This window comes from Nocardia sp. NPDC004278, from assembly GCF_053602975.1.
Map to the genome: position 1 here is coordinate 207520 of NZ_JBSGEQ010000001.1, position 17139 is coordinate 224658.

Sequence of the window (17139 nt, forward strand, 5' to 3'; positions counted from 1 at the left end):
AGGGACGACATGCCAGTGCCGTTGCACACGACCGGGAAAGCTTCCTTCGACGACATCTACGACCGTCCCGATCCGCGCGAGTACTACGCCCGGATGTCCGAATTGGATTACCGCATACCGGAACTGGCGAAACCGTTCTTCCAGCAACAGATTCGGGAGTATCGCGCGTCCGCGCGCGTGGACGCCCCGACCGTGCTCGACATCGGTTGCTCCTATGGCGTAAACGCGGCCCTGCTGCGCTTCGACACCACCATCAGCGATCTGGCCGACCATTACCGCACGGCCGAGGATGCCGACCAGGCCGCGCTCATCGCCCGCGACCGCGCCCGCCTCGATGCCCGCGACCAACTCCCCGGCGTCCGCTTCATCGGCATGGATGCCGCCCGCCCCGCACTGTCCTACGCGCACGCCGCCGGATTCCTGCACGATACGGTGCACGCCGATCTGGAGGCCGCCGAACCGACCGACGAGCAACGCCGTACGCTGGCGGCCGCGGATATCGTTATCTCGACCGGTTGTGTCGGATATGTCACCGAGAAGACGCTGGCGCGTGTCGCACTCGCGCACCCGCGTCGGCGGCCGTGGATGGCACACTTCGTATTACGCATGTTCAGTTTCGAGCCGATCGCCGCGGAACTGGCCGCGCTCGGCTACCGCACCGAGCGAGCCCCCGGGGTGTTCGAACAACGTAGATTCGCCTCCGACAGTGAACGCACCCAAGTGCTGAATACCTTGGCCGCCAGCGGTATCGACACCGATGGCCAGGAAAGCACAGGCTGGCTGCTCGCCAACCTGTACATCTCGCGACCGCTCCCGAAATACGCCGACCCCGAGGACTCGCATTGACCGAACGCACCTTCGCCGCCGACGACCACCTGCCCCGGGTGCCCCTGCCGACGCTGGAGGACAGCTGCGAGCGGTTGCTGCAGTGGTGTGCTCCACTGCTCACCGCCGATGAATTCGCCACCACCGAGGCCGCGGTAGCCGACCTGCTACGCGCCGACGGACCCGGCCGGACGCTGCATGCGGCACTGGCCGAATACGATGCCACCCCCGGCGTCGGCAGCTGGCTGGATCTGTTCTGGCCATCCCGCTACCTGGGCCGTCGCGATCGCATCGCGCTCAACGCCAACTTCTTCTTCCTCTTCCGCGATGACACCCCACTGGCCAGCTCCACCGGCGCATCGCAGGTGGAGCGCGCGGCCGGAATCATCGCGGCCGCGGTCGACTACAAGTTGGCGCTCGATGTCGAGGCGATCGCGCCGGTAACCCAGCGCGGCCAGCAGCTGTCGATGTGGCAGAACAAATACCTGTTCTCCGAGACCCGGATTCCGGGAGAGATACAGGATTCCGTGCGGGTGCCCTACAGCGCCGAATGGCCCGGCCCCTCGGATGCCCGGCACATCGTGGTGTTCTTCCACGGCACCTCGTTCCGGATGGATGTGATCGGTCCGGATGGTGCGCCGTATTCGCTCGACGATCTCGCCGACGGGCTGCGCGCGCTGCTCAAGGCCGGTGCGCGCTCGGCCCGCACCGATACCGCCGTCGGACATCTGACCACCAAGACGCGGGCCGAATGGGCCGCCAGCAGAAAGGTATTGCGCGCCGAACCGGCCAACCTGGCCGCGCTGGACACCATTGAGACGGCACTGTTCTGTCTGTGTCTGGAGGACTTTGCCCCGCGCGACGAACTGCAGGCCTGTGACGAGCTGCTGCACGGTGACAGCGCCAACCGCTGGTTCGACAAGTCGGTATCGTTCATCGTCTTCGGGGACGGGCAGGCGGGCATCAATGTCGAGCACTGCGGACTCGACGGCACCACCATCCTGTCCTTCGTGGACACCCTGTTGCAGACCCCGGCCGTCGAACATGCCACCCGGTCCGGGGCGAAGGCGCAGGGATTGCCCGCGGTGGAGCCGATCGAATTCGTCCTCGATGCGGCCCTGCGTACCGATATCGCCGCGGCGGGCGCGGCATTCGCCCACTACGCGTCCGAGAATGCCACCGCGACAGTATCTTTCGATTTCGGGACGACGCAGGCCAAGCAGCTCGGCATCTCACCGGACGCCTTTGCCCAGCTGAGTTATCAACTGGCGCACCGGCGCAGCAAGGGGCTGACCGGGGCCACCTACGAATCCATCGCCACCCGGCAGTACCGCAACGGCCGCACCGAGGCCATGCGCGTGGTGACACCGGAGATGGTGGCCTTCGTCGACACGATGCAGGATCCGGCGGCCGCCGCCGCCGATCGGCTGCGCGCCGCGCTGAGCGCCGCGAGCGCGCACGTCGACCGCGCCAAACAGTGCCAGGCCGGTGACGCGCCCGAACAGCATCTGTGGGAGCTGGAGTGGATCCAGCGGCGCCGCGGGGCCGAACTCGGCGTCACCGAACCGATCCCGCTGTACACCAGCCCCGGCTGGACGATCATGCGCGACGACTACCTGAGCACCAGTTCCGCACCGTCGGTCAACATTCGATACTTCGGCTTCGGCTCGACCAGTCCGAAATGCATCGGCATCGCCTACGTGCTGCTTCCGGACCGGTGGAACCTCTACCTGGCCACGCCGAAGGCGGTCGCCAACGAGATGTACGCCTTTGCGGACCACCTGCGCACCGCCGTCGCCGACCTGCGGGCCCTGCTCGCCGGAGCCTGACCCCGCCGACCGCATCCCCGTCTCCCGATGCGCCGGGCGACGGGGATGTCCTGCGTTATGGGCCGGAGCAACGGCCCCGCACCCGGGTCTGAAACAATGGCTCATCGTGAAGAACTTCGAAACCCTGTTCGCCGAGCTGCAAGATCGTGCGGTCACCCGCCCCGAGGGGTCCGGGACCGTGGCGGCATTGGACGCGGGCGTGCATTTCCAGGGTAAGAAGGTGCTCGAGGAGGCCGGGGAGATCTGGCTGGCCGCCGAGCACGAGGGCGACGAAGCGCTCGCCGAAGAGATCTCGCAACTGCTCTACTGGGTCCAGGTGCTGATGGTGGGCCGCGGGCTGAAGCTGGAAGACGTGTACCGACATCTGTGACGGCGCGTCGATCCGTAGTTTTTCTTCCCGAAAGGACTCAACCATGCTGCGCGTCGCAGTCCCCAATAAAGGCGCACTCTCCGAATCGGCCACATCGATCCTGGCCGAGGCCGGTTACCGCAGGCGCACCGATGCCCGCGATCTGACCGTCCTCGATCCGGCCAACCAGGTCGAATTCTTCTTCCTGCGGCCCAAGGACATCGCCATCTACGTCGGCTCCGGTGAGCTCGATCTCGGCATTACCGGCCGCGATCTGGCGCTGGATTCCGGTGCACCGGTACAGGAACGGCTCGCACTCGGCTTCGGCCGCTCCAGCTTCCGCTACGCCGCCCCGGCCGGGCGCGAATGGAAGGTCGAGGATCTCTACGACAAGCGCATCGCCACCTCCTACCCGAATCTGGTGCTCGGCGACCTGCAGCGGCGGGGTATCGAGGCCGAGGTGATCCGCCTCGACGGTGCCGTCGAGATCTCCATCCAGCTCGGGGTGGCCGATGCCATCGCCGATGTGGTCGGGTCGGGCCGCACCCTGCGCCAGCACAACCTTGTCGCCTTCGGCGAGACGCTGTGCGATTCGGAGGGTGTCCTCATCGAGCGCGCCGATTCGGACCAGCAGGAACGGGCCCGCAACCAGCTCATCGCGCGCATCCAGGGCGTCGTCTTCGGCCAGCAGTACATCATGCTGGACTACGACTGCCCGAAGGAGCTGCTGGACGAGGCGGTCAAGATCACGCCCGGCCTCGAATCGCCGACGGTATCCCCGCTCGCCGATCCGGGCTGGGTCGCCATTCGCGCGATGGTGCCGCGCAAACAGGGCAATGAGGTGATGGACCGGCTCGCCGAACTCGGCGCGAAGGCGATCCTGGCCTTCGATATTCGGTCCTGCCGCGCCTTCTGACACGTTTCGAGCGACTCGGCCCCGTCGGTCCGGCGGGGCCGAGTCCTTATATGCGAGTGATCGATTCACCGCGATTGCAACCGGTGCGCTGACCTGCGGTCGATTGGTACGTTGCGGCCTCGATGAGGAAATGCAAGGAGTACCACCGTGTCACAGACACCTCCCGGCGAACGTTCGGGCAGCACATTCGCGTGGAATGAGGACTGGCTGGCGGCAATCGTCGGCCTGGTCCTCATTGCCCTGGTCCTGATCGGCGCGATCCCGGATTGGCTGGTGCCGTGATGTCGGAGACCGAAGCCGAGACCGAGAGCGACGCCGCAAGCATTGCCGCCGAGCCCGACAACGCAGCACCGGAGCCGGACCCCGCCGAGTCGAGCGCGGTGGCCGCAGAGCAAGCCCCCATCCATTCTGAAACCTCTGCACTACAAGCGATTTCGCGCCCAGCAGGGGCAGAGATCGCGGCCGGGATCGCGGTGGTCATCCTGCTCGGCGCACTGACCCGCTACTTCGACACCCACGTGCCGCGCTGGGCGGTCGACACTCCGCTCGAGCGGGTGGCCAAGTCGATCGAATTTCCGGTCTATGCCATCGCCATCGGTCTGATCGGAAATGTTGTTCTTGCGAAACTCGATCTGCGGGAACGCCTTTCGGCCGGTTTCCGCACCGAATTCTTCATCAAGACCGGTGTCGTACTGCTCGGCGCATCGATCAATCTGAGGATTCTGATCACCGCCGCCGGACCGTCGATCGTGCAGGCACTGCTGCTGATCACCACGGTCTTCGGCTTCACCTGGTGGCTGGGTGGCCGCCTGGGCCTCGACGATAAGCTGCGTGCCCTGCTGGCCTCGGCCGTCTCGATCTGCGGTGTCAGCGCCGCCATCGCGGCTGCGGGCGCGGTGCAGGCCAAGCGCGAACAGATCGCGTACGCGGCGTCGCTGGTGATCATCTTCGCGCTGCCGTCGATCTTCGTATTGCCCTGGCTTGCAGATGTTTTCGGCCTCTCCGACGCGGTCGCCGGTGCCTGGATCGGCGGCAATATCGATACCACCGCGGCCGTCGCGGCCTCGGGTGCGATCGCGGGAGAGAAGGCGCTGCAGATCGCCACCATCGTCAAGACCACGCAGAACGCGCTGATCGGCATTGTCGCGATCGCGCTGACCGCCTACTTTACGCTCCGGGTCGAACGCACCTCCGGCGCGGCCCGGCCCTCGGCGCGCCAATTCTGGGAACGATTCCCGAAGTTCGTGCTGGGCTTCGTCGCGGCCTCCGTGATCGGCACCCTGTACCTGCAGTCGGCCGATAAGAAGTCCGGTGCGGCGCATATCGCGATCGTCAACGATCTGCGCACCTGGTTTCTGATCTTCGCCTTCGTCTCTATCGGCCTGGAATTCTCCGTGCGCGGGCTGCGGGAGGCGGGCTGGCGCCCGGTGGTGGTCTTCGGCTCCGCGGCCGTGGTGAATCTGGCTGTCGGACTGGGTCTGTCGGTGCTGTTGTTCCACAACTTCACCGGGTAGATCCGCGGCGGTAACCCGTCGTTCCGATGCTCGCCGGTCGCCCCGGCGAGCATCGCTGTGGCGTGCCTTGATGCGCGGTGTGCATTTAGTTCGGGGTCGATCTCACGAAAACTTAATGATTCGCCGTCAACACTTGGGACGTGTTAGGCGAAACAAACAATGGAACACCTCGGACGGGCGGATCGTTCGGGAACGAAGCACAGGGGAGGACGCGGTGAAACCGAGTATCGAGCAGGTCGGCTCGTGGTGGCGGATTCGCAATGCGCTCATTGTGATCGGTGATGTGGTCGGGGTACTCGTCCTGATCGGCGTGATCGCCGTACTCGGTTCGCACGGCTTCACAATCTGAATCTGTTCACCAGCTGAGCGCGATTCCGCTCAATCGGCGACAGAGTCGGCGAAGGTTTCATCCGGCGACTCCCCGGTGCCACCATCCGGCCAGCCCGGATAGGCCGGTGGGGTGCCACCGAATTCGGGGCACAGATTCTGGTAGCTGCAGAAGCCGCACAGCCAGCTGGTGCTCGGCTGGAAGTCACCGGTGCGGCCTGCCGTCAGAATGGCCTGCCACAGCGCCGAGAGCGTGCGTTCGAAGCGCAGTAGTTCATCCTCGTCGGGGGCGTAGGTGAGGATCTGCTCGTCGGCCAGGTAGATCAGCCGCAGTTGGGTGGGCAGGATGCCACGGGTGCGCAGCACCACCAATGCGTAGAACTTCAGCTGGAACAGCGCCTTGGTCTCCTGGGCGAGTCCGGGCGCGCGGCCGGTCTTGTAGTCCACCACACGCAGCTCGCCGGTCGGCGCGACATCGATCCGATCGACGAACCCACGCAACAGCACACCGTCGTCGAGTTCGACCTCCACCCGCGACTCACACGACTCCGGATCGAACCGGGTCGGATCCTCCAGCCGGTAGTACGCCTCGACGAGGGTGCGGACCTCGTCGAGAAATTCGGCCAAACCGTCCTGCGCGACCAACTCGGCGATCTCGGGCCGGTCGGCCAGCACCCGGGCCCAGGCGGGTTCGGCGAGGGCGGCGGCGCGTGCGGGCAGTCGATCCGCGGCGGGCAGTCCGTACAGATCCTCCAGTACCGCGTGCACCACCGTGCCCCGCACCGCGATCCGCGTCGGCGGTTCCGGAATCCGATCGATCGCACGGAACCGGTACTTCAGTGGGCACTGCTTGAAATCCATTGCCCGAGAAGGAGACAGCGCCGGGCGCTGGCGATCGTGCGCAGGCTCCCGCGCGGTGTCGGCAGGGGGCGTGGATACCGGCGAATGCATACCTGGCAGGCTATCCGGCGGCACCGACACGCCGGTGCCGTACGGCTAGACCGCACCGACCAGCGAACGGAGATACATGACGGCCAGACGGACCGGGCCATTCACCATCGGGGACCGGGTACAGCTGACCGATGCCAAGGGGCGCCTCTACACCGTGGTGCTGGAGCCCGGTAAGGAGTTCCACACGCATCGCGGCGGTATCAAGCACGACAATCTCATCGGCGCCGATGAGGGCAGTGTCGTGCAGTCCACCAATGGCACGCCGTATTTGGCCTTGCGCCCGTTGCTGATCGATTACGTGCTGTCGATGCCGCGCGGTGCGGCGGTCATCTACCCCAAGGACGCCGCGCAGATCGTGCACGAGGGCGATATGTTCCCGGGCGCGCGGGTGCTGGAGGCCGGTGCGGGTTCCGGTGCGCTGACGTGCTCGCTGCTGCGCGCGGTCGGCCCGCAGGGCGAGGTGGTCTCCTACGAGATCCGCGAGGATCACGCCGAGCACGCGATCCGCAATGTCGAGACCTTTTTCGGCGAGCGTCCGGACAACTGGTCGATCACCGTGGCCGATGTCGCCGACTACGACGGCCCGCCGGTCGATCGGGTGGTCCTGGACATGCTCGCGCCATGGGATGCGCTGCCCGCGGTGTCCAAGGCACTGGTCCCGGGCGGCGTGCTGGTGGTCTATGTGGCGACTGTCACACAATTGTCGAAAGTGGTCGAGGCGCTGCGCGAGCAGGAGTGCTGGACCGAGCCGCGATCCTGGGAGTCGATGGTGCGCGGCTGGCATGTGGTCGGACTTGCGGTGCGGCCCGAACACCGGATGCAGGGCCACACCGCCTTCCTGGTCAGCGCGCGGCGGCTGGCCGAGGGCACGGTCACCCCGAAGCCGCAGCGCCGCCCGTCGAAGGGTTAGGCCGGAACGCAGGGGGCCTGGGCGAAGCCGAGCATCAGGCAGCCGCTGGCATCCGACAGCTTCCAGGTGCCGTCGACATATTCCCAGGTCATTGGCATGGCGGGGGCGGTGCCGTGCGGTGAAGTGATGGTCACCTGGGCGGTCGCGGTGTTGCCGCTGCTGGTGATATCGGCGACCGCGTAGGTGAGCTTGCCGTAGCCGCCGAGCGCCCGGTTCATCTGGTCGATATTGGCGGTGCGCTTCTCGCCGCCGACGATGAGCTCGGCCTTCTCGGAGGTGGATTTGGCCGGGTCGGAAAGGGCGTCCAGGACGGCGGTGAGCGCTTCGGCGGTGGGCGCGGCGGCACTGCCGTGGCCCGCGGTGCTGGTCGTCGCGGCGGCCAAAGAGGTAGCGCTGGCCTTGACATCGGACTTATCGTCGGAGCCGCAGGCGGTGAGGCCGACGGTAGTGGCCATTGCCGCCGCGGCGATAACCATGGACATGCGAAGTGTCCTGGCGGGAAGGAGCATCGTCAGCAACCTTTCGGTTCGGTCGGCGAAGCAGGTCGCCGTGGCCTGGTTAGGGCAGGCTAACATGGTGGTTCCGCCGCCGATCGCGGCCCAGATGTGATCACGACGAAACCATGTCGGAAAGCGAGAACGGTTCACGCCCGGTAGCGTTGATAGACCGGGACTGGGAGGAGCAGCACATGAGCCCCATCGAGAATTCGGATTCGGCGGCCTGGAGAGAGCTCGAGGCGGTACGCGCCGAAGCGGCTGCACTCCGAAGGCAACTTGCCGATTCGCCGGATCGCGCACGGGAATTGGAAGCCCGCATCGATTCGCTGACCATTCGCAACACCAAGCTGATGGACACCCTCAAGGAAGCGCGGCAGCAGTTGGTCGCGCTACGCGAGGAGGTCGATCGGCTGGGTCAGCCACCGAGCGGGTACGGAATTCTCATTGGTGTGTACGAGGATCAGACGGTCGACGTGTTCACTTCGGGACGCAAGATGCGCCTGACGTGTTCACCCAATATCGACACCTCGACCCTGGAGTACGGCCAGACCGTCCGCCTCAACGAGGCGCTGACGGTCGTCGAGGCCGGAATCTACGACGCGGTCGGTGAGATCGGCACATTGCGCGAGATCCTCGACGACGGACGCCGGGCGCTGGTTGTCGGACATGCCGATGAGGAGCGCGTGGTGTGGCTGGCGGGTCCGCTGGCCAAGGTCGCCGAGGTCGACGATCTCGACGATCCCGACTCGCCGGTGCGTAAACTGCGGCCGGGCGATTCGCTGCTGGTCGATACCAAGGCGGGTTTCGCCTTCGAACGCATTCCCAAGGCCGAGGTCGAGGACCTCGTGCTCGAGGAAGTGCCCGATGTCGACTACAGCGATATCGGTGGTCTCGGTCGCCAGATCGAGCAGATCCGCGATGCGGTGGAATTGCCGTTCCTGCACAAGGATCTGTTCCGCGAGTACGCGCTGCGCCCGCCCAAGGGTGTGCTGCTCTATGGTCCGCCCGGTTGCGGTAAGACGTTGATCGCCAAGGCCGTCGCCAACTCGCTGGCGAAGAAGATCGCCGAGGCGCGCGGTGAGGATGCCAAGGAAGCCAAGTCGTTCTTCCTGAACATCAAGGGCCCCGAACTGCTGAACAAGTTCGTGGGTGAGACCGAGCGTCACATTCGGATCATCTTCCAGCGGGCCCGCGAGAAGGCGTCCGAAGGCACGCCGGTGATCGTGTTCTTCGATGAGATGGATTCGATCTTCCGCACCCGCGGATCGGGCGTGTCCTCCGATGTGGAGACCACGGTCGTGCCGCAGCTGCTCTCGGAGATCGACGGTGTCGAGGGCCTCGAGAACGTCATCGTGATCGGTGCGTCCAACCGCGAGGACATGATCGACCCCGCGATCCTGCGGCCCGGACGTCTCGATGTGAAGATCAAGATCGAGCGGCCGGACGCGGAATCGGCGCAGGACATCTTCTCGAAGTACCTGACCGAGGGACTGCCGCTGCACGCCGACGATCTCGAAGAGTTCGGCGGCGACAAGGGGCTGTGCATTCGCGCGATGATCGAACGGGTCGTCGACCGGATGTACGCCGAGAGCGAGGACAACCGCTTCCTGGAGGTCACCTACGCCAACGGTGACAAGGAAGTCCTGTACTTCAAGGACTTCAACTCCGGTGCCATGATCCAGAACATCGTGGACCGCTCCAAGAAGTACGCCATCAAGGCGGTACTCGACACCGGCAATCCGGGCCTGCGCATCCAGCATCTCTACGATTCGATCGTGGACGAGTTCTCCGAGAACGAGGACCTGCCCAACACCACGAATCCCGATGACTGGGCTCGCATCTCGGGTAAGAAGGGCGAGCGGATCGTCTACATCCGTACGCTGGTCACCGGCAAGAACGCCAGCGCCAGCCGCGCCATCGACACCGAGTCGAATACGGGCCAGTACCTGTAGGTTTCGAACCGAAGGGCCGCGCTTCCGCTGGGAGCGCGGCCTTTCGGCGTTTCAGGGGGCGATCCCACACCGGGTGGTCGGGCCGCTTCAGGTGATCTCGCGGTCATCCTCGCGAGGTAGGTGGGAGTCATTCTTGGGGTTGATGTGGTCTTTCATCCGGGCCGCTTAAAATTTGGCCGTGCGGCCAGAAAATGAGACGGTTGGTCAGCAGCGGTCGTTCATCGAGGAAGCGCGGCGGCGGCAGATCATTGCTTCGGCGGTGGAGGTGATCTCCGAGGCGGGGTACGGCAGTGCTTCGCTGGCGCGGATCGCCAAGCATGCCGGGATCTCCAAAGGAGTCATCTCGTATCACTTCGCCGGGAAGGACGAGCTGATGGAGCAGCTGGTGATCCAGCTGTATGTGTCAGCTGGCGAGCACATCGCGCCCGCGGTCATGGCCGCGGAGGGTGCGCGCAATCAGCTGCTCGCCTATATCGGGTCGAATCTGCGGTTCATCGATGCGAATAAGAAGTACGTCGCGGCGCTGATCGATGTGGTGCTGAATCTGCGTGATGCGGACGGCAAGCCGCGCTTCGCCTCGGCAGAGGGCGAGCAGGAGATCATCCAGCCGCTCGTCGACATCATGCGGGAGGGGCAGCGGCGCGGTGAATTCAGCGACTTCGATCCGCGGGTAATGGCCATGTCGATCCGTGATGCCATCGACGGCGCGGCCGGGCGGGCCATTCGGGAGAAGGACTTCGATATGACAACCTATTCGGCCCATGTGTGCCGGTTATTCGATGTGGCGACCCGTAAGAGGGGCAGCGATGACTGATCTGATGGAAAGCGAAGTTCGGCAGCGCGAGAGCAGCACGGCGACACCGCCGTTCGCCTGGCTCGGCGTCGGGGCGATCGCGGCGGTGGCGGCGATCATGCTGTTCGCCTCGCTGGGGCGGTACGGGTTCTTCGGAGACGAACTGTATTTCCTGTCGGCCGGGCGCAGACTCGCATTCGGATATGCCGATCAGGGGCCGGTGCTGCCCGCGATCGCCAGGCTGATGGATCTGATCGCGCCGGGATCGCTAGTGGCCCTGCGGATTCCGGCCGCGCTGGTGACGGTTGCCGCGGTGCTGATCAGTGCGCAGATCGCGCGGGAGTTCGGCGGGGCGCGGAATGCGCAGGTGTTGACCGCGGTGGCGTATGCGACCTCGCCGTTCCTGCTCGTGCAGGGAACTCAATTGGCTACCAACACGATCGACACGGCGCTGTGGGTATTGATCAGCTGGCTGCTGATCCGATGGGTGCGCACGCGCCGCGACAGTCTGTTGTTATGGGCGGCGCTGGCTACCGCGCTGGATATCCAGGTGAAATGGCTGATTCCGTTCTTCTGGGTCGCGGTCGCCATCGGGGTGGCGATCTATGGTCCGCGGGAGCTGCTGCGGCGGCCGGTGCTGTGGGTGGGTGCGGGGCTGGTCGTGCTGGTGACGGTTCCGACGCTGATCTGGCAGATCGAGCACGACTGGCCGCAGCTGCGATTGGGTGCGGTGGTCGCGGCGGAGCAGTCGGCGATCGGCGGCCGGTACACCTGGCTGCCGTTGGCGCTGGCTTTTGCCGGACTATTCGGTGGGGTACTGCTGATCTCGGGGATCTGGGCGCTGTTGCGCTGGGAATCGCTGCGGCCGTACCGATTCCTCGCGGTGGTCCCGCCGCTGCTGACGGTGGCGTTCATCGCCACCAACGGTCGCCCCTACTATGCGGCCGGATGCTATGCGGCCGTAATGGCGGCGGGTGCGGTGCGCTGGACCGCGAATACGGCACGGCGGCGCAGGTACGTGACCGTTGCGCTCGTCGCGGTTTCGGCGGCGATCGGGGCTTTCTCGATGCCGTGGCAGCCCGAGTCGTCCATAGATCCGGTCGATAGCCGGGCCGAGGCCAGTTTCAAAATCAGCCTCTATGGCAGGTTCGGCTGGCCGGAACTGCGCGAGGCCACCGCCGATGCTTATCTGGCGCTGCCGGAAGCGCAACGGTCCGATGCCGTCATCATTGCCGATTCCTATTGGCAGGCAAGCGCTTTGGATATCGATAGGCAGCGCTATGGACTACCCGCGGTCTACAGCCCCAACCGTGGCTTCGGATACTTCGGCACCCCGCCGGATTCCGCCACCACGGTGCTGTGGGTAGGCAATGCCGAGGACGAAATGCACACGGCCTGTAGCGAATTGGCTCCGGTGGGACGCGTCGACGCACGCCTGGGCTACCCGGATGCCACCCGCAACGTAACCATCTGGCGCTGTACCCCACGCCAGCCCTGGTCGCGGGTCTGGCCGGATATGCTTCGGCTCGACTGAACCGCCGGGCCGGGCGCGTCCGATTCGTTCAAGACTTCCGGATTCCGCTCGCATTGACTGAACAGTGGCCGGGGCCATTGCCTGTGGGAAGCGGTCCATTTCCTGAACAACACACCCGCCTGACCTACACCCGGAGCCCGTCGGCGAACCAGTCCAACGCCTGACCGTGGGGCCCGGCGTAAGCCACCGGCCTCCCATCGAGAGCCACGACGAACTGTCCAGGCGTGGCGGGTGGCCGCGGGAGTTGGTCGGCGACGGTCGGGAGCACGTGAGCGCCCTCATTGCTGATCCAATGACACGGCAGGCCGCGTACGGTCTCCTCGAATATCGCGCGTGCCCCGGCGTCCAGATAGGCCAGCACCGCACTACCGAAAACAACGACAGTGGTACCGGGTGGCGTTGCATGTACGAGATCGGTGATCTCCGTAGTGAGATCACCGGCGACCAGCTGAGGCGGATCCTGCCGCGCAATGCCGATCGCGGCCCGCAGTCGTGTCAGTCGCTCGGGTTGTCCCGGCCAGATCAGACATTCGAGCCAGTGCATGGCCTCGGCATCGGTGACATCGAGCGGATTCAGATCGATTCCCGCGCGGTGGACCACCGTTGGAAGTTGTTCGGGCACAGGCGGATTTCCTGAGGTCGCGCATGTGAGCACGACCGGCGACGGGCCGTCCACCGGATCGATCCGTATCTCGCCATAGCGATAGCTGTACCGATCCGGATATAGGCACAGCCCAGCTGAGGTCCCTACCTCGATCAGCGACAACGGTCCGGGTAGCTGTGCGAGCATCGGCAGCAGCACTGCCACCCGTCCCGCCTCATTTGTCTGTGTGGTGCGCGCCGCCGCGACCTCGCGAACGGCGTCCCAATGTGCGATGAGCCACCGCTCGAATTCCGCGAACTCCGAATCCGGTGCTCCCACATATCGGGTGGCACCGAGTACGAGATTCGGCTGCCGTTTCGGCTCCGGAAGTTGCTCGATCAACGCGAGAAGCTCAGGTGCCTCGGCGATACCGAGGCACCATTGTTCGTATCGGTGCGAGTTGCCTCGTGCTTCGACCTCGGCGAAGTGGCGATAGCGTTGGGAGGTATCCATCTCGATCCGTCCTGCAGGCTGAATCTGTTGCGTCGGAGGGGGATTCGTGCGTCTAGGCGAACAGGCCGGTGAGGTAGGGGATGAGTTGGGGCCAGGAGGCTTCGACGATGCCCTGGTGGCCGGTGGGGTAGGTGTGGAATTCGTAGCGGGTTGCGGATGCGGTCAATTCGGTGAGTAGGGCGGCGGTCAGGGGGTAAGGGACGGTGGTGTCGTCGAGGCCCTGGGTGATGAGTAGCGGCTGGCGGTATCCGGAGGTGGGGACGGAAAGGTAGTGGGCCAGGCGATCTGGGAAGTCGCCGGTGAGCAGTGGTTTGGCGAGTAAGGAGCCGAGGGGGAGGTTGGTGGCCTGGGCGGGCCAATCGGCTACGCACAGGGTGGCCAGGCGGTCCATGAGGGCGATGCCGGCCGGGGTGAAGTAGCTGTCGATATCGGCGGTGGGGTAGGCCAAGCGCATACCGTCGAGTGCGGCGGCGATATTGGCGGTGACGCGGTCCAGGACGGGTACTTGGGGTACGTATGGGCCCGCCAGGGCGATGGCGTGCTCCAGGTTGGCGGGTGGTGCGAAGGCCGCGGTGCCGCGGAAGTCGAGTTCGGGTGCGTAGGTCGGGGCGAGGGCGCCGGTGTTCAGCGCGGCGTGTCCGCCCTGTGAGACACCGACGACCGCCCACCTCGTCGACAGGTCGGCGTCGGCGGTGCGTGCGGCGCGAACCAGGTCGATGGTCGCGGTGGCTTCGGTGCGCGACTGCAGGTACGGATGTGGTGTCACGGCGCCGGGATGTAAGCCGACATAGTCGGGCGCGACCACCGCATAGCCTTGGTCGAGCAGCCGGTGCAGATACGAGGCGTCACCCCTGGCCTGCTTGGTGGTGATTCCGCATTGCGGGCCCATGCCGCTGGTGCCGTGGTCCCAGGCGATGACCGGCCAACCACCGGGCGGCGGTGTGCCATTGGGAGTGAACAGCAATCCCGTCGCCGTTGTGGTGGCACCGGCCGGGCCTTCGGTGACATATTCGAGCACCGAGACCCGATCGAACCCACCCCAGCCGGGCGTTTGCGCGATCGAAGACACGAGTTCGCCCACCGCACGGTCGGCGTGCGCCGCACCTGTCGCCACGCCTGCTACGCCGAGCACGACGGCGATTATTCCCGCGAGACCGGCGCGAATGCGCACGCGATACGAGACGCCCGGCCTGCTCCGACAGTTCGCGTGCATACCCGCTCCTCTGTTCGGTACAGATGTCAGCACCCTATCCACAACCCGCTGCCGCCGTTAGCCCCGGCGCCGGTCGGGCGCGTCACATCCTCGACGGCACAGGCCCTTTCGTCACCACACGGAGTCCATCGTGCGTGTGTGGTGTCGAAAAGGCTTGTTCCGTAACGAGACCGGCGTCAGAGATCGGCGAGCTGGGGGACGGCCGGAGCCATGGCGTCGATCCAGGCGGCCGGGGAGCCGGTGGTCGGGATGATGATGACGGTATGAACGCCGAGTTTGGCGTAATCGGCCATCTTCCGGACGAATTCGTCGCGCGTGTCCGGATTCGGACGCGGATTATTGGCCATGATGGTTATGCGGATTTCGTTGTAGTCGCGCCCGACTTCGTCGCAATGCCGTCGCAGTACGTCGAGTTTGTGGCCGACCTCCTCGGGGGAGGAGCCGAACAGGTTGCAGGCGTCACCGTACTGCGCGACCAACCGCAGCGTTTTGCGTTCGCCGCTGCCGCCGATGAGCACCTTGGGCCGGTTGATCGGCTGCGGCGAGCACAGCGTCTCGGCCAACTGGTAGTACTTGCCGTCGAAGGGGCCATTGTTCTGCGGGTCCCACATCTGCTGACAGATCCGCAGTGTCTCCTCCAGCCGGTCGAACCGTTCGGCGATCGGCGGGAACGGCACGCCGAGCCCTCGGTGCTCGCGCTCGAACCAGGCGGCGCCCAACCCCAGTGCCGCGCGGCCACCGGACAGGACATCGAGCGTGGTGACGATCTTGGCGAGCAGACCGGGATGCCGATACGTCACGCCGGTGACCAGCAGGCCGAGCTCGATGCGCGAGGTGTGCGCGGCCAGGTAGCCGAGCGTGGTGTAGCCCTCCAGCATGTTCGACTCCGCCGGTAGACCGGTCGGCTCGATCTGGAAGTAGTGGTCCATGAAGGACAGCCAGGTCGCACCGGACGCCTCCGCCGCGGCGCCCACCCTGGCGAGTTCACCGGCGATGGCCGTCGTACCGCCATCGATATCGAATATCGGTAGATGAAAACCGAGTTCCATGAAGTGATCCTCTGGTTCTAGACGACTGTGCGCATCCAACGCTATGACCTGGAGTGCGCTCCAAGTCAAGTCTGTGGCCGCAAATCCGTCCCGCCACATCGCCTCTCGCAACCACCAGGGACGCCTTATGCGGTCGCATCTCGGCAGAACCAGCGGTGGCGGTGCCGCACGAAACGGCACCGCCACCGGAGGGTGAATCGATCAGCTCTGGGTCGTGGTGACCGAATTCAGGATGACATCGGCGTTCGGACGGCCGTCCTCGGTGCCGAGCACGACACCCGCGTTGGCGACCTTCTCCAGGACGTCCATTCCGCCGGTGATCTTGCCGAAGGGGGTGTAGTTCGGCGGCAGCGGCGAGTCCTTGTACACCAGGAAGAACTGGCTGCCGTTGGTGTCGGGGCCGGCATTGGCCATGGCGACCGTGCCAGCGGGGTAGGTGGCGCCGTCGAGGTTCTCGTTCGGGAACTGGTAGCCCGGGCCGCCCATACCGGTGGCGCTGGGATCACCGCATTGCAGGATGAAGATGCCGCTGGTGGTCATGCGGTGGCACTGGGTGTGATCGAAGTACCTCTGCCCGGCCAGGAATACGAACGAGTTCACCGTGCGCGGGGCGTGGGCGGCATCCAGAGCGATGGTCACCGTGCCGCAGGTGGACTCCAGCTTCGCGGTGTAGGTCGCGCCGGTATTGATCGACACCGCGGGTTCGGCGTCCCACTGCTTGATCTCGGGCTTGACCATATCCGGGGCCACGCATCCGGCGACCGGCGCGCTGCCCGGATTCGCCGAGACGCCGCCCGCGGCGAAGATCGCGAGGGCGGTACCGACAGCGAATACGCCGAGGCCCCGTAGCAGGGCGGACCCGACTCGGCGCGGCTGGCGCCTGCTGGGCTGATGGTGGTCGAATTGCCGCGCCTGCACGTCGCTGCTCACCGGTCGAGGTCTCCTTCTGTTAGGTATCGCATCGGGTGATGCTCAGCGGATCATTCCATCTCGACGCCGCGCGCGGAACGAGATGGTGCATTACGACTGTGTCGCAACAGGAACGCGGACGTATTCAGCCCGGCGAATGCGCTTGGGCCGGGCGGAAAATCAGCAGAAGCGGCTGGAGGTGTCGGTTAGCATGGCTGCGACGGAGGCACATCTGATCGACCCATGGCTCGGCACGTACTGAATCTCCGGTGATACCGCCTCCGCAGGAGGTGGATCGACTTGTCCGGATACGCATTCGGCAGCATCGCGCAGCGATTCGATAAGGGGTGGCGGCCCGGTGGCGGGTGGGCCATCGTTCGTCTGCTCACCGCCGTGGTGTGCGTCGGTGCACTGGTCGGCGGGTGCACCGCGAGCACGGATACGAAATCGTCGTCGTATAAGGGTGCTTGGCCGC

General features: G+C 65.5%; 17 protein-coding genes. 11 read left to right on the forward strand and 6 right to left on the reverse strand.

What is annotated here, in order from left to right; all coding sequences use genetic code 11:
• Positions 1 to 9 precede the first annotated feature (9 nt).
• The 7 genes from ACWEO2_RS00920 to ACWEO2_RS00950 all read left to right on the forward strand — a co-directional run bounded on the left by ACWEO2_RS00920 (position 10) and on the right by ACWEO2_RS00950 (position 5782).
• Positions 10 to 846 (forward strand): class I SAM-dependent methyltransferase, encoded by an 837-nt coding sequence (locus tag ACWEO2_RS00920; RefSeq protein WP_452403436.1) that lies wholly within the window; start codon positions 10 to 12, stop codon positions 844 to 846.
• Positions 843 to 2654 carry a choline/carnitine O-acyltransferase gene (locus tag ACWEO2_RS00925; RefSeq protein WP_452403437.1) on the forward strand — a complete coding sequence of 604 codons (1812 nt, stop codon included), beginning with the start codon at positions 843 to 845 and terminating at the stop codon, positions 2652 to 2654. Before ACWEO2_RS00920 ends, ACWEO2_RS00925 begins: the two co-directional genes overlap by 4 nt.
• An 88-nt stretch (positions 2655 to 2742) precedes the next feature.
• On the forward strand, positions 2743 to 3024 hold the full coding sequence (locus ACWEO2_RS00930) for a phosphoribosyl-ATP diphosphatase (protein ID WP_354960458.1): 282 nt from the start codon (positions 2743 to 2745) through the stop codon (positions 3022 to 3024).
• Positions 3025 to 3067: 43 nt separating this feature from the next.
• Positions 3068 to 3919 carry an ATP phosphoribosyltransferase gene (gene hisG / locus ACWEO2_RS00935; protein ID WP_452403438.1) on the forward strand — a complete coding sequence of 284 codons (852 nt, stop codon included), beginning with the start codon at positions 3068 to 3070 and terminating at the stop codon, positions 3917 to 3919.
• A gap of 147 nt (positions 3920 to 4066) precedes the next feature.
• Positions 4067 to 4201: a hypothetical protein gene (locus ACWEO2_RS00940; protein WP_452403439.1), complete on the forward strand. Its 135-nt coding sequence runs from the start codon at positions 4067 to 4069 to the stop codon at positions 4199 to 4201.
• Entirely contained in the window at positions 4201 to 5433 is a 1233-nt protein-coding gene (locus ACWEO2_RS00945; protein ID WP_452403440.1) for a YeiH family protein, read from the forward strand. Before ACWEO2_RS00940 ends, ACWEO2_RS00945 begins: the two co-directional genes overlap by 1 nt.
• A gap of 214 nt (positions 5434 to 5647) precedes the next feature.
• Positions 5648 to 5782 carry a hypothetical protein gene (locus ACWEO2_RS00950; protein ID WP_452403441.1) on the forward strand — a complete coding sequence of 45 codons (135 nt, stop codon included), beginning with the start codon at positions 5648 to 5650 and terminating at the stop codon, positions 5780 to 5782.
• Positions 5783 to 5811: 29 nt separating this feature from the next.
• Here the strand turns inward: ACWEO2_RS00950 and ACWEO2_RS00955 are convergent, their stop codons facing one another.
• Positions 5812 to 6711 carry a RecB family exonuclease gene (locus ACWEO2_RS00955; protein WP_452403442.1) on the reverse strand — a complete coding sequence of 300 codons (900 nt, stop codon included), beginning with the start codon at positions 6709 to 6711 and terminating at the stop codon, positions 5812 to 5814.
• A gap of 76 nt (positions 6712 to 6787) precedes the next feature.
• Here ACWEO2_RS00955 and ACWEO2_RS00960 point away from each other — a divergent pair, with 76 nt between their 5' ends.
• Complete coding sequence (locus ACWEO2_RS00960; protein ID WP_355178909.1) at positions 6788 to 7621, forward strand: tRNA (adenine-N1)-methyltransferase; 834 nt, start codon at positions 6788 to 6790, stop codon at positions 7619 to 7621.
• Here the strand turns inward: ACWEO2_RS00960 and ACWEO2_RS00965 are convergent.
• Positions 7618 to 8103, reverse strand: coding sequence for a hypothetical protein (locus ACWEO2_RS00965; RefSeq protein ID WP_452403443.1), 486 nt, complete (start codon positions 8101 to 8103; stop codon positions 7618 to 7620). The two genes, ACWEO2_RS00960 and ACWEO2_RS00965, sit on opposite strands and share 4 nt — an antisense overlap.
• Positions 8104 to 8309: 206 nt before the next feature.
• On the opposite strand from ACWEO2_RS00965, the gene arc reads away from it, so the two are divergent.
• From arc to ACWEO2_RS00980, 3 genes are all read left to right on the forward strand, one after another.
• Entirely contained in the window at positions 8310 to 10070 is a 1761-nt protein-coding gene (gene arc, locus ACWEO2_RS00970; protein ID WP_355178913.1) for a proteasome ATPase, read from the forward strand.
• 178 nt (positions 10071 to 10248) lie between these two features.
• On the forward strand, positions 10249 to 10884 hold the full coding sequence (locus ACWEO2_RS00975) for a TetR/AcrR family transcriptional regulator (RefSeq protein ID WP_452403444.1): 636 nt from the start codon (positions 10249 to 10251) through the stop codon (positions 10882 to 10884).
• Entirely contained in the window at positions 10877 to 12397 is a 1521-nt protein-coding gene (locus ACWEO2_RS00980; protein ID WP_452403445.1) for a glycosyltransferase family 39 protein, read from the forward strand. Before ACWEO2_RS00975 ends, ACWEO2_RS00980 begins: the two co-directional genes overlap by 8 nt.
• Before the next feature lie 124 nt (positions 12398 to 12521).
• On the opposite strand, the gene ACWEO2_RS00985 is transcribed toward ACWEO2_RS00980, so the two are convergent.
• The 4 genes from ACWEO2_RS00985 to ACWEO2_RS01000 all read right to left on the reverse strand — a co-directional run bounded on the left by ACWEO2_RS00985 (position 12522) and on the right by ACWEO2_RS01000 (position 16685).
• The gene (locus tag ACWEO2_RS00985; protein ID WP_452403446.1) at positions 12522 to 13493 is read right to left on the reverse strand and encodes a DUF2332 domain-containing protein; all 972 of its coding nucleotides are present in this window, start codon (positions 13491 to 13493) and stop codon (positions 12522 to 12524) included.
• A 52-nt stretch (positions 13494 to 13545) separates the two neighbouring features.
• Positions 13546 to 14706, reverse strand: a complete 1161-nt coding sequence (locus tag ACWEO2_RS00990; protein WP_452403447.1) for a lipase family protein — start codon at positions 14704 to 14706, stop codon at positions 13546 to 13548.
• A gap of 176 nt (positions 14707 to 14882) precedes the next feature.
• Entirely contained in the window at positions 14883 to 15755 is an 873-nt protein-coding gene (locus ACWEO2_RS00995; protein WP_452403448.1) for an LLM class F420-dependent oxidoreductase, read from the reverse strand.
• Positions 15756 to 15956: 201 nt separating this feature from the next.
• On the reverse strand, positions 15957 to 16685 hold the full coding sequence (locus ACWEO2_RS01000; RefSeq protein ID WP_452403449.1) for a peptidylprolyl isomerase: 729 nt from the start codon (positions 16683 to 16685) through the stop codon (positions 15957 to 15959).
• Positions 16686 to 17139 lie beyond the last annotated feature (454 nt).

Bases quoted from the DNA above. Each gene is read 5' to 3' on its own strand.
- ACWEO2_RS00960 (WP_355178909.1), top strand. From the start codon at position 6,788: ATGACGGCCAGACGGACCGGGCCATTCACCATCGGGGACCGGGTACAG.
- ACWEO2_RS00990 (WP_452403447.1), bottom strand. From the start codon at position 14,706: ATGCACGCGAACTGTCGGAGCAGGCCGGGCGTCTCGTATCGCGTGCGC.
- ACWEO2_RS00980 (WP_452403445.1), top strand. From the start codon at position 10,877: ATGACTGATCTGATGGAAAGCGAAGTTCGGCAGCGCGAGAGCAGCACG.
- ACWEO2_RS00995 (WP_452403448.1), bottom strand. From the start codon at position 15,755: ATGGAACTCGGTTTTCATCTACCGATATTCGATATCGATGGCGGTACG.
- ACWEO2_RS00945 (WP_452403440.1), top strand. From the start codon at position 4,201: ATGTCGGAGACCGAAGCCGAGACCGAGAGCGACGCCGCAAGCATTGCC.
- ACWEO2_RS00955 (WP_452403442.1), bottom strand. From the start codon at position 6,711: ATGCATTCGCCGGTATCCACGCCCCCTGCCGACACCGCGCGGGAGCCT.
- hisG (WP_452403438.1), top strand. From the start codon at position 3,068: ATGCTGCGCGTCGCAGTCCCCAATAAAGGCGCACTCTCCGAATCGGCC.
- ACWEO2_RS00985 (WP_452403446.1), bottom strand. From the start codon at position 13,493: ATGGATACCTCCCAACGCTATCGCCACTTCGCCGAGGTCGAAGCACGA.
- ACWEO2_RS00920 (WP_452403436.1), top strand. From the start codon at position 10: ATGCCAGTGCCGTTGCACACGACCGGGAAAGCTTCCTTCGACGACATC.
- ACWEO2_RS00965 (WP_452403443.1), bottom strand. From the start codon at position 8,103: ATGTCCATGGTTATCGCCGCGGCGGCAATGGCCACTACCGTCGGCCTC.
- arc (WP_355178913.1), top strand. From the start codon at position 8,310: ATGAGCCCCATCGAGAATTCGGATTCGGCGGCCTGGAGAGAGCTCGAG.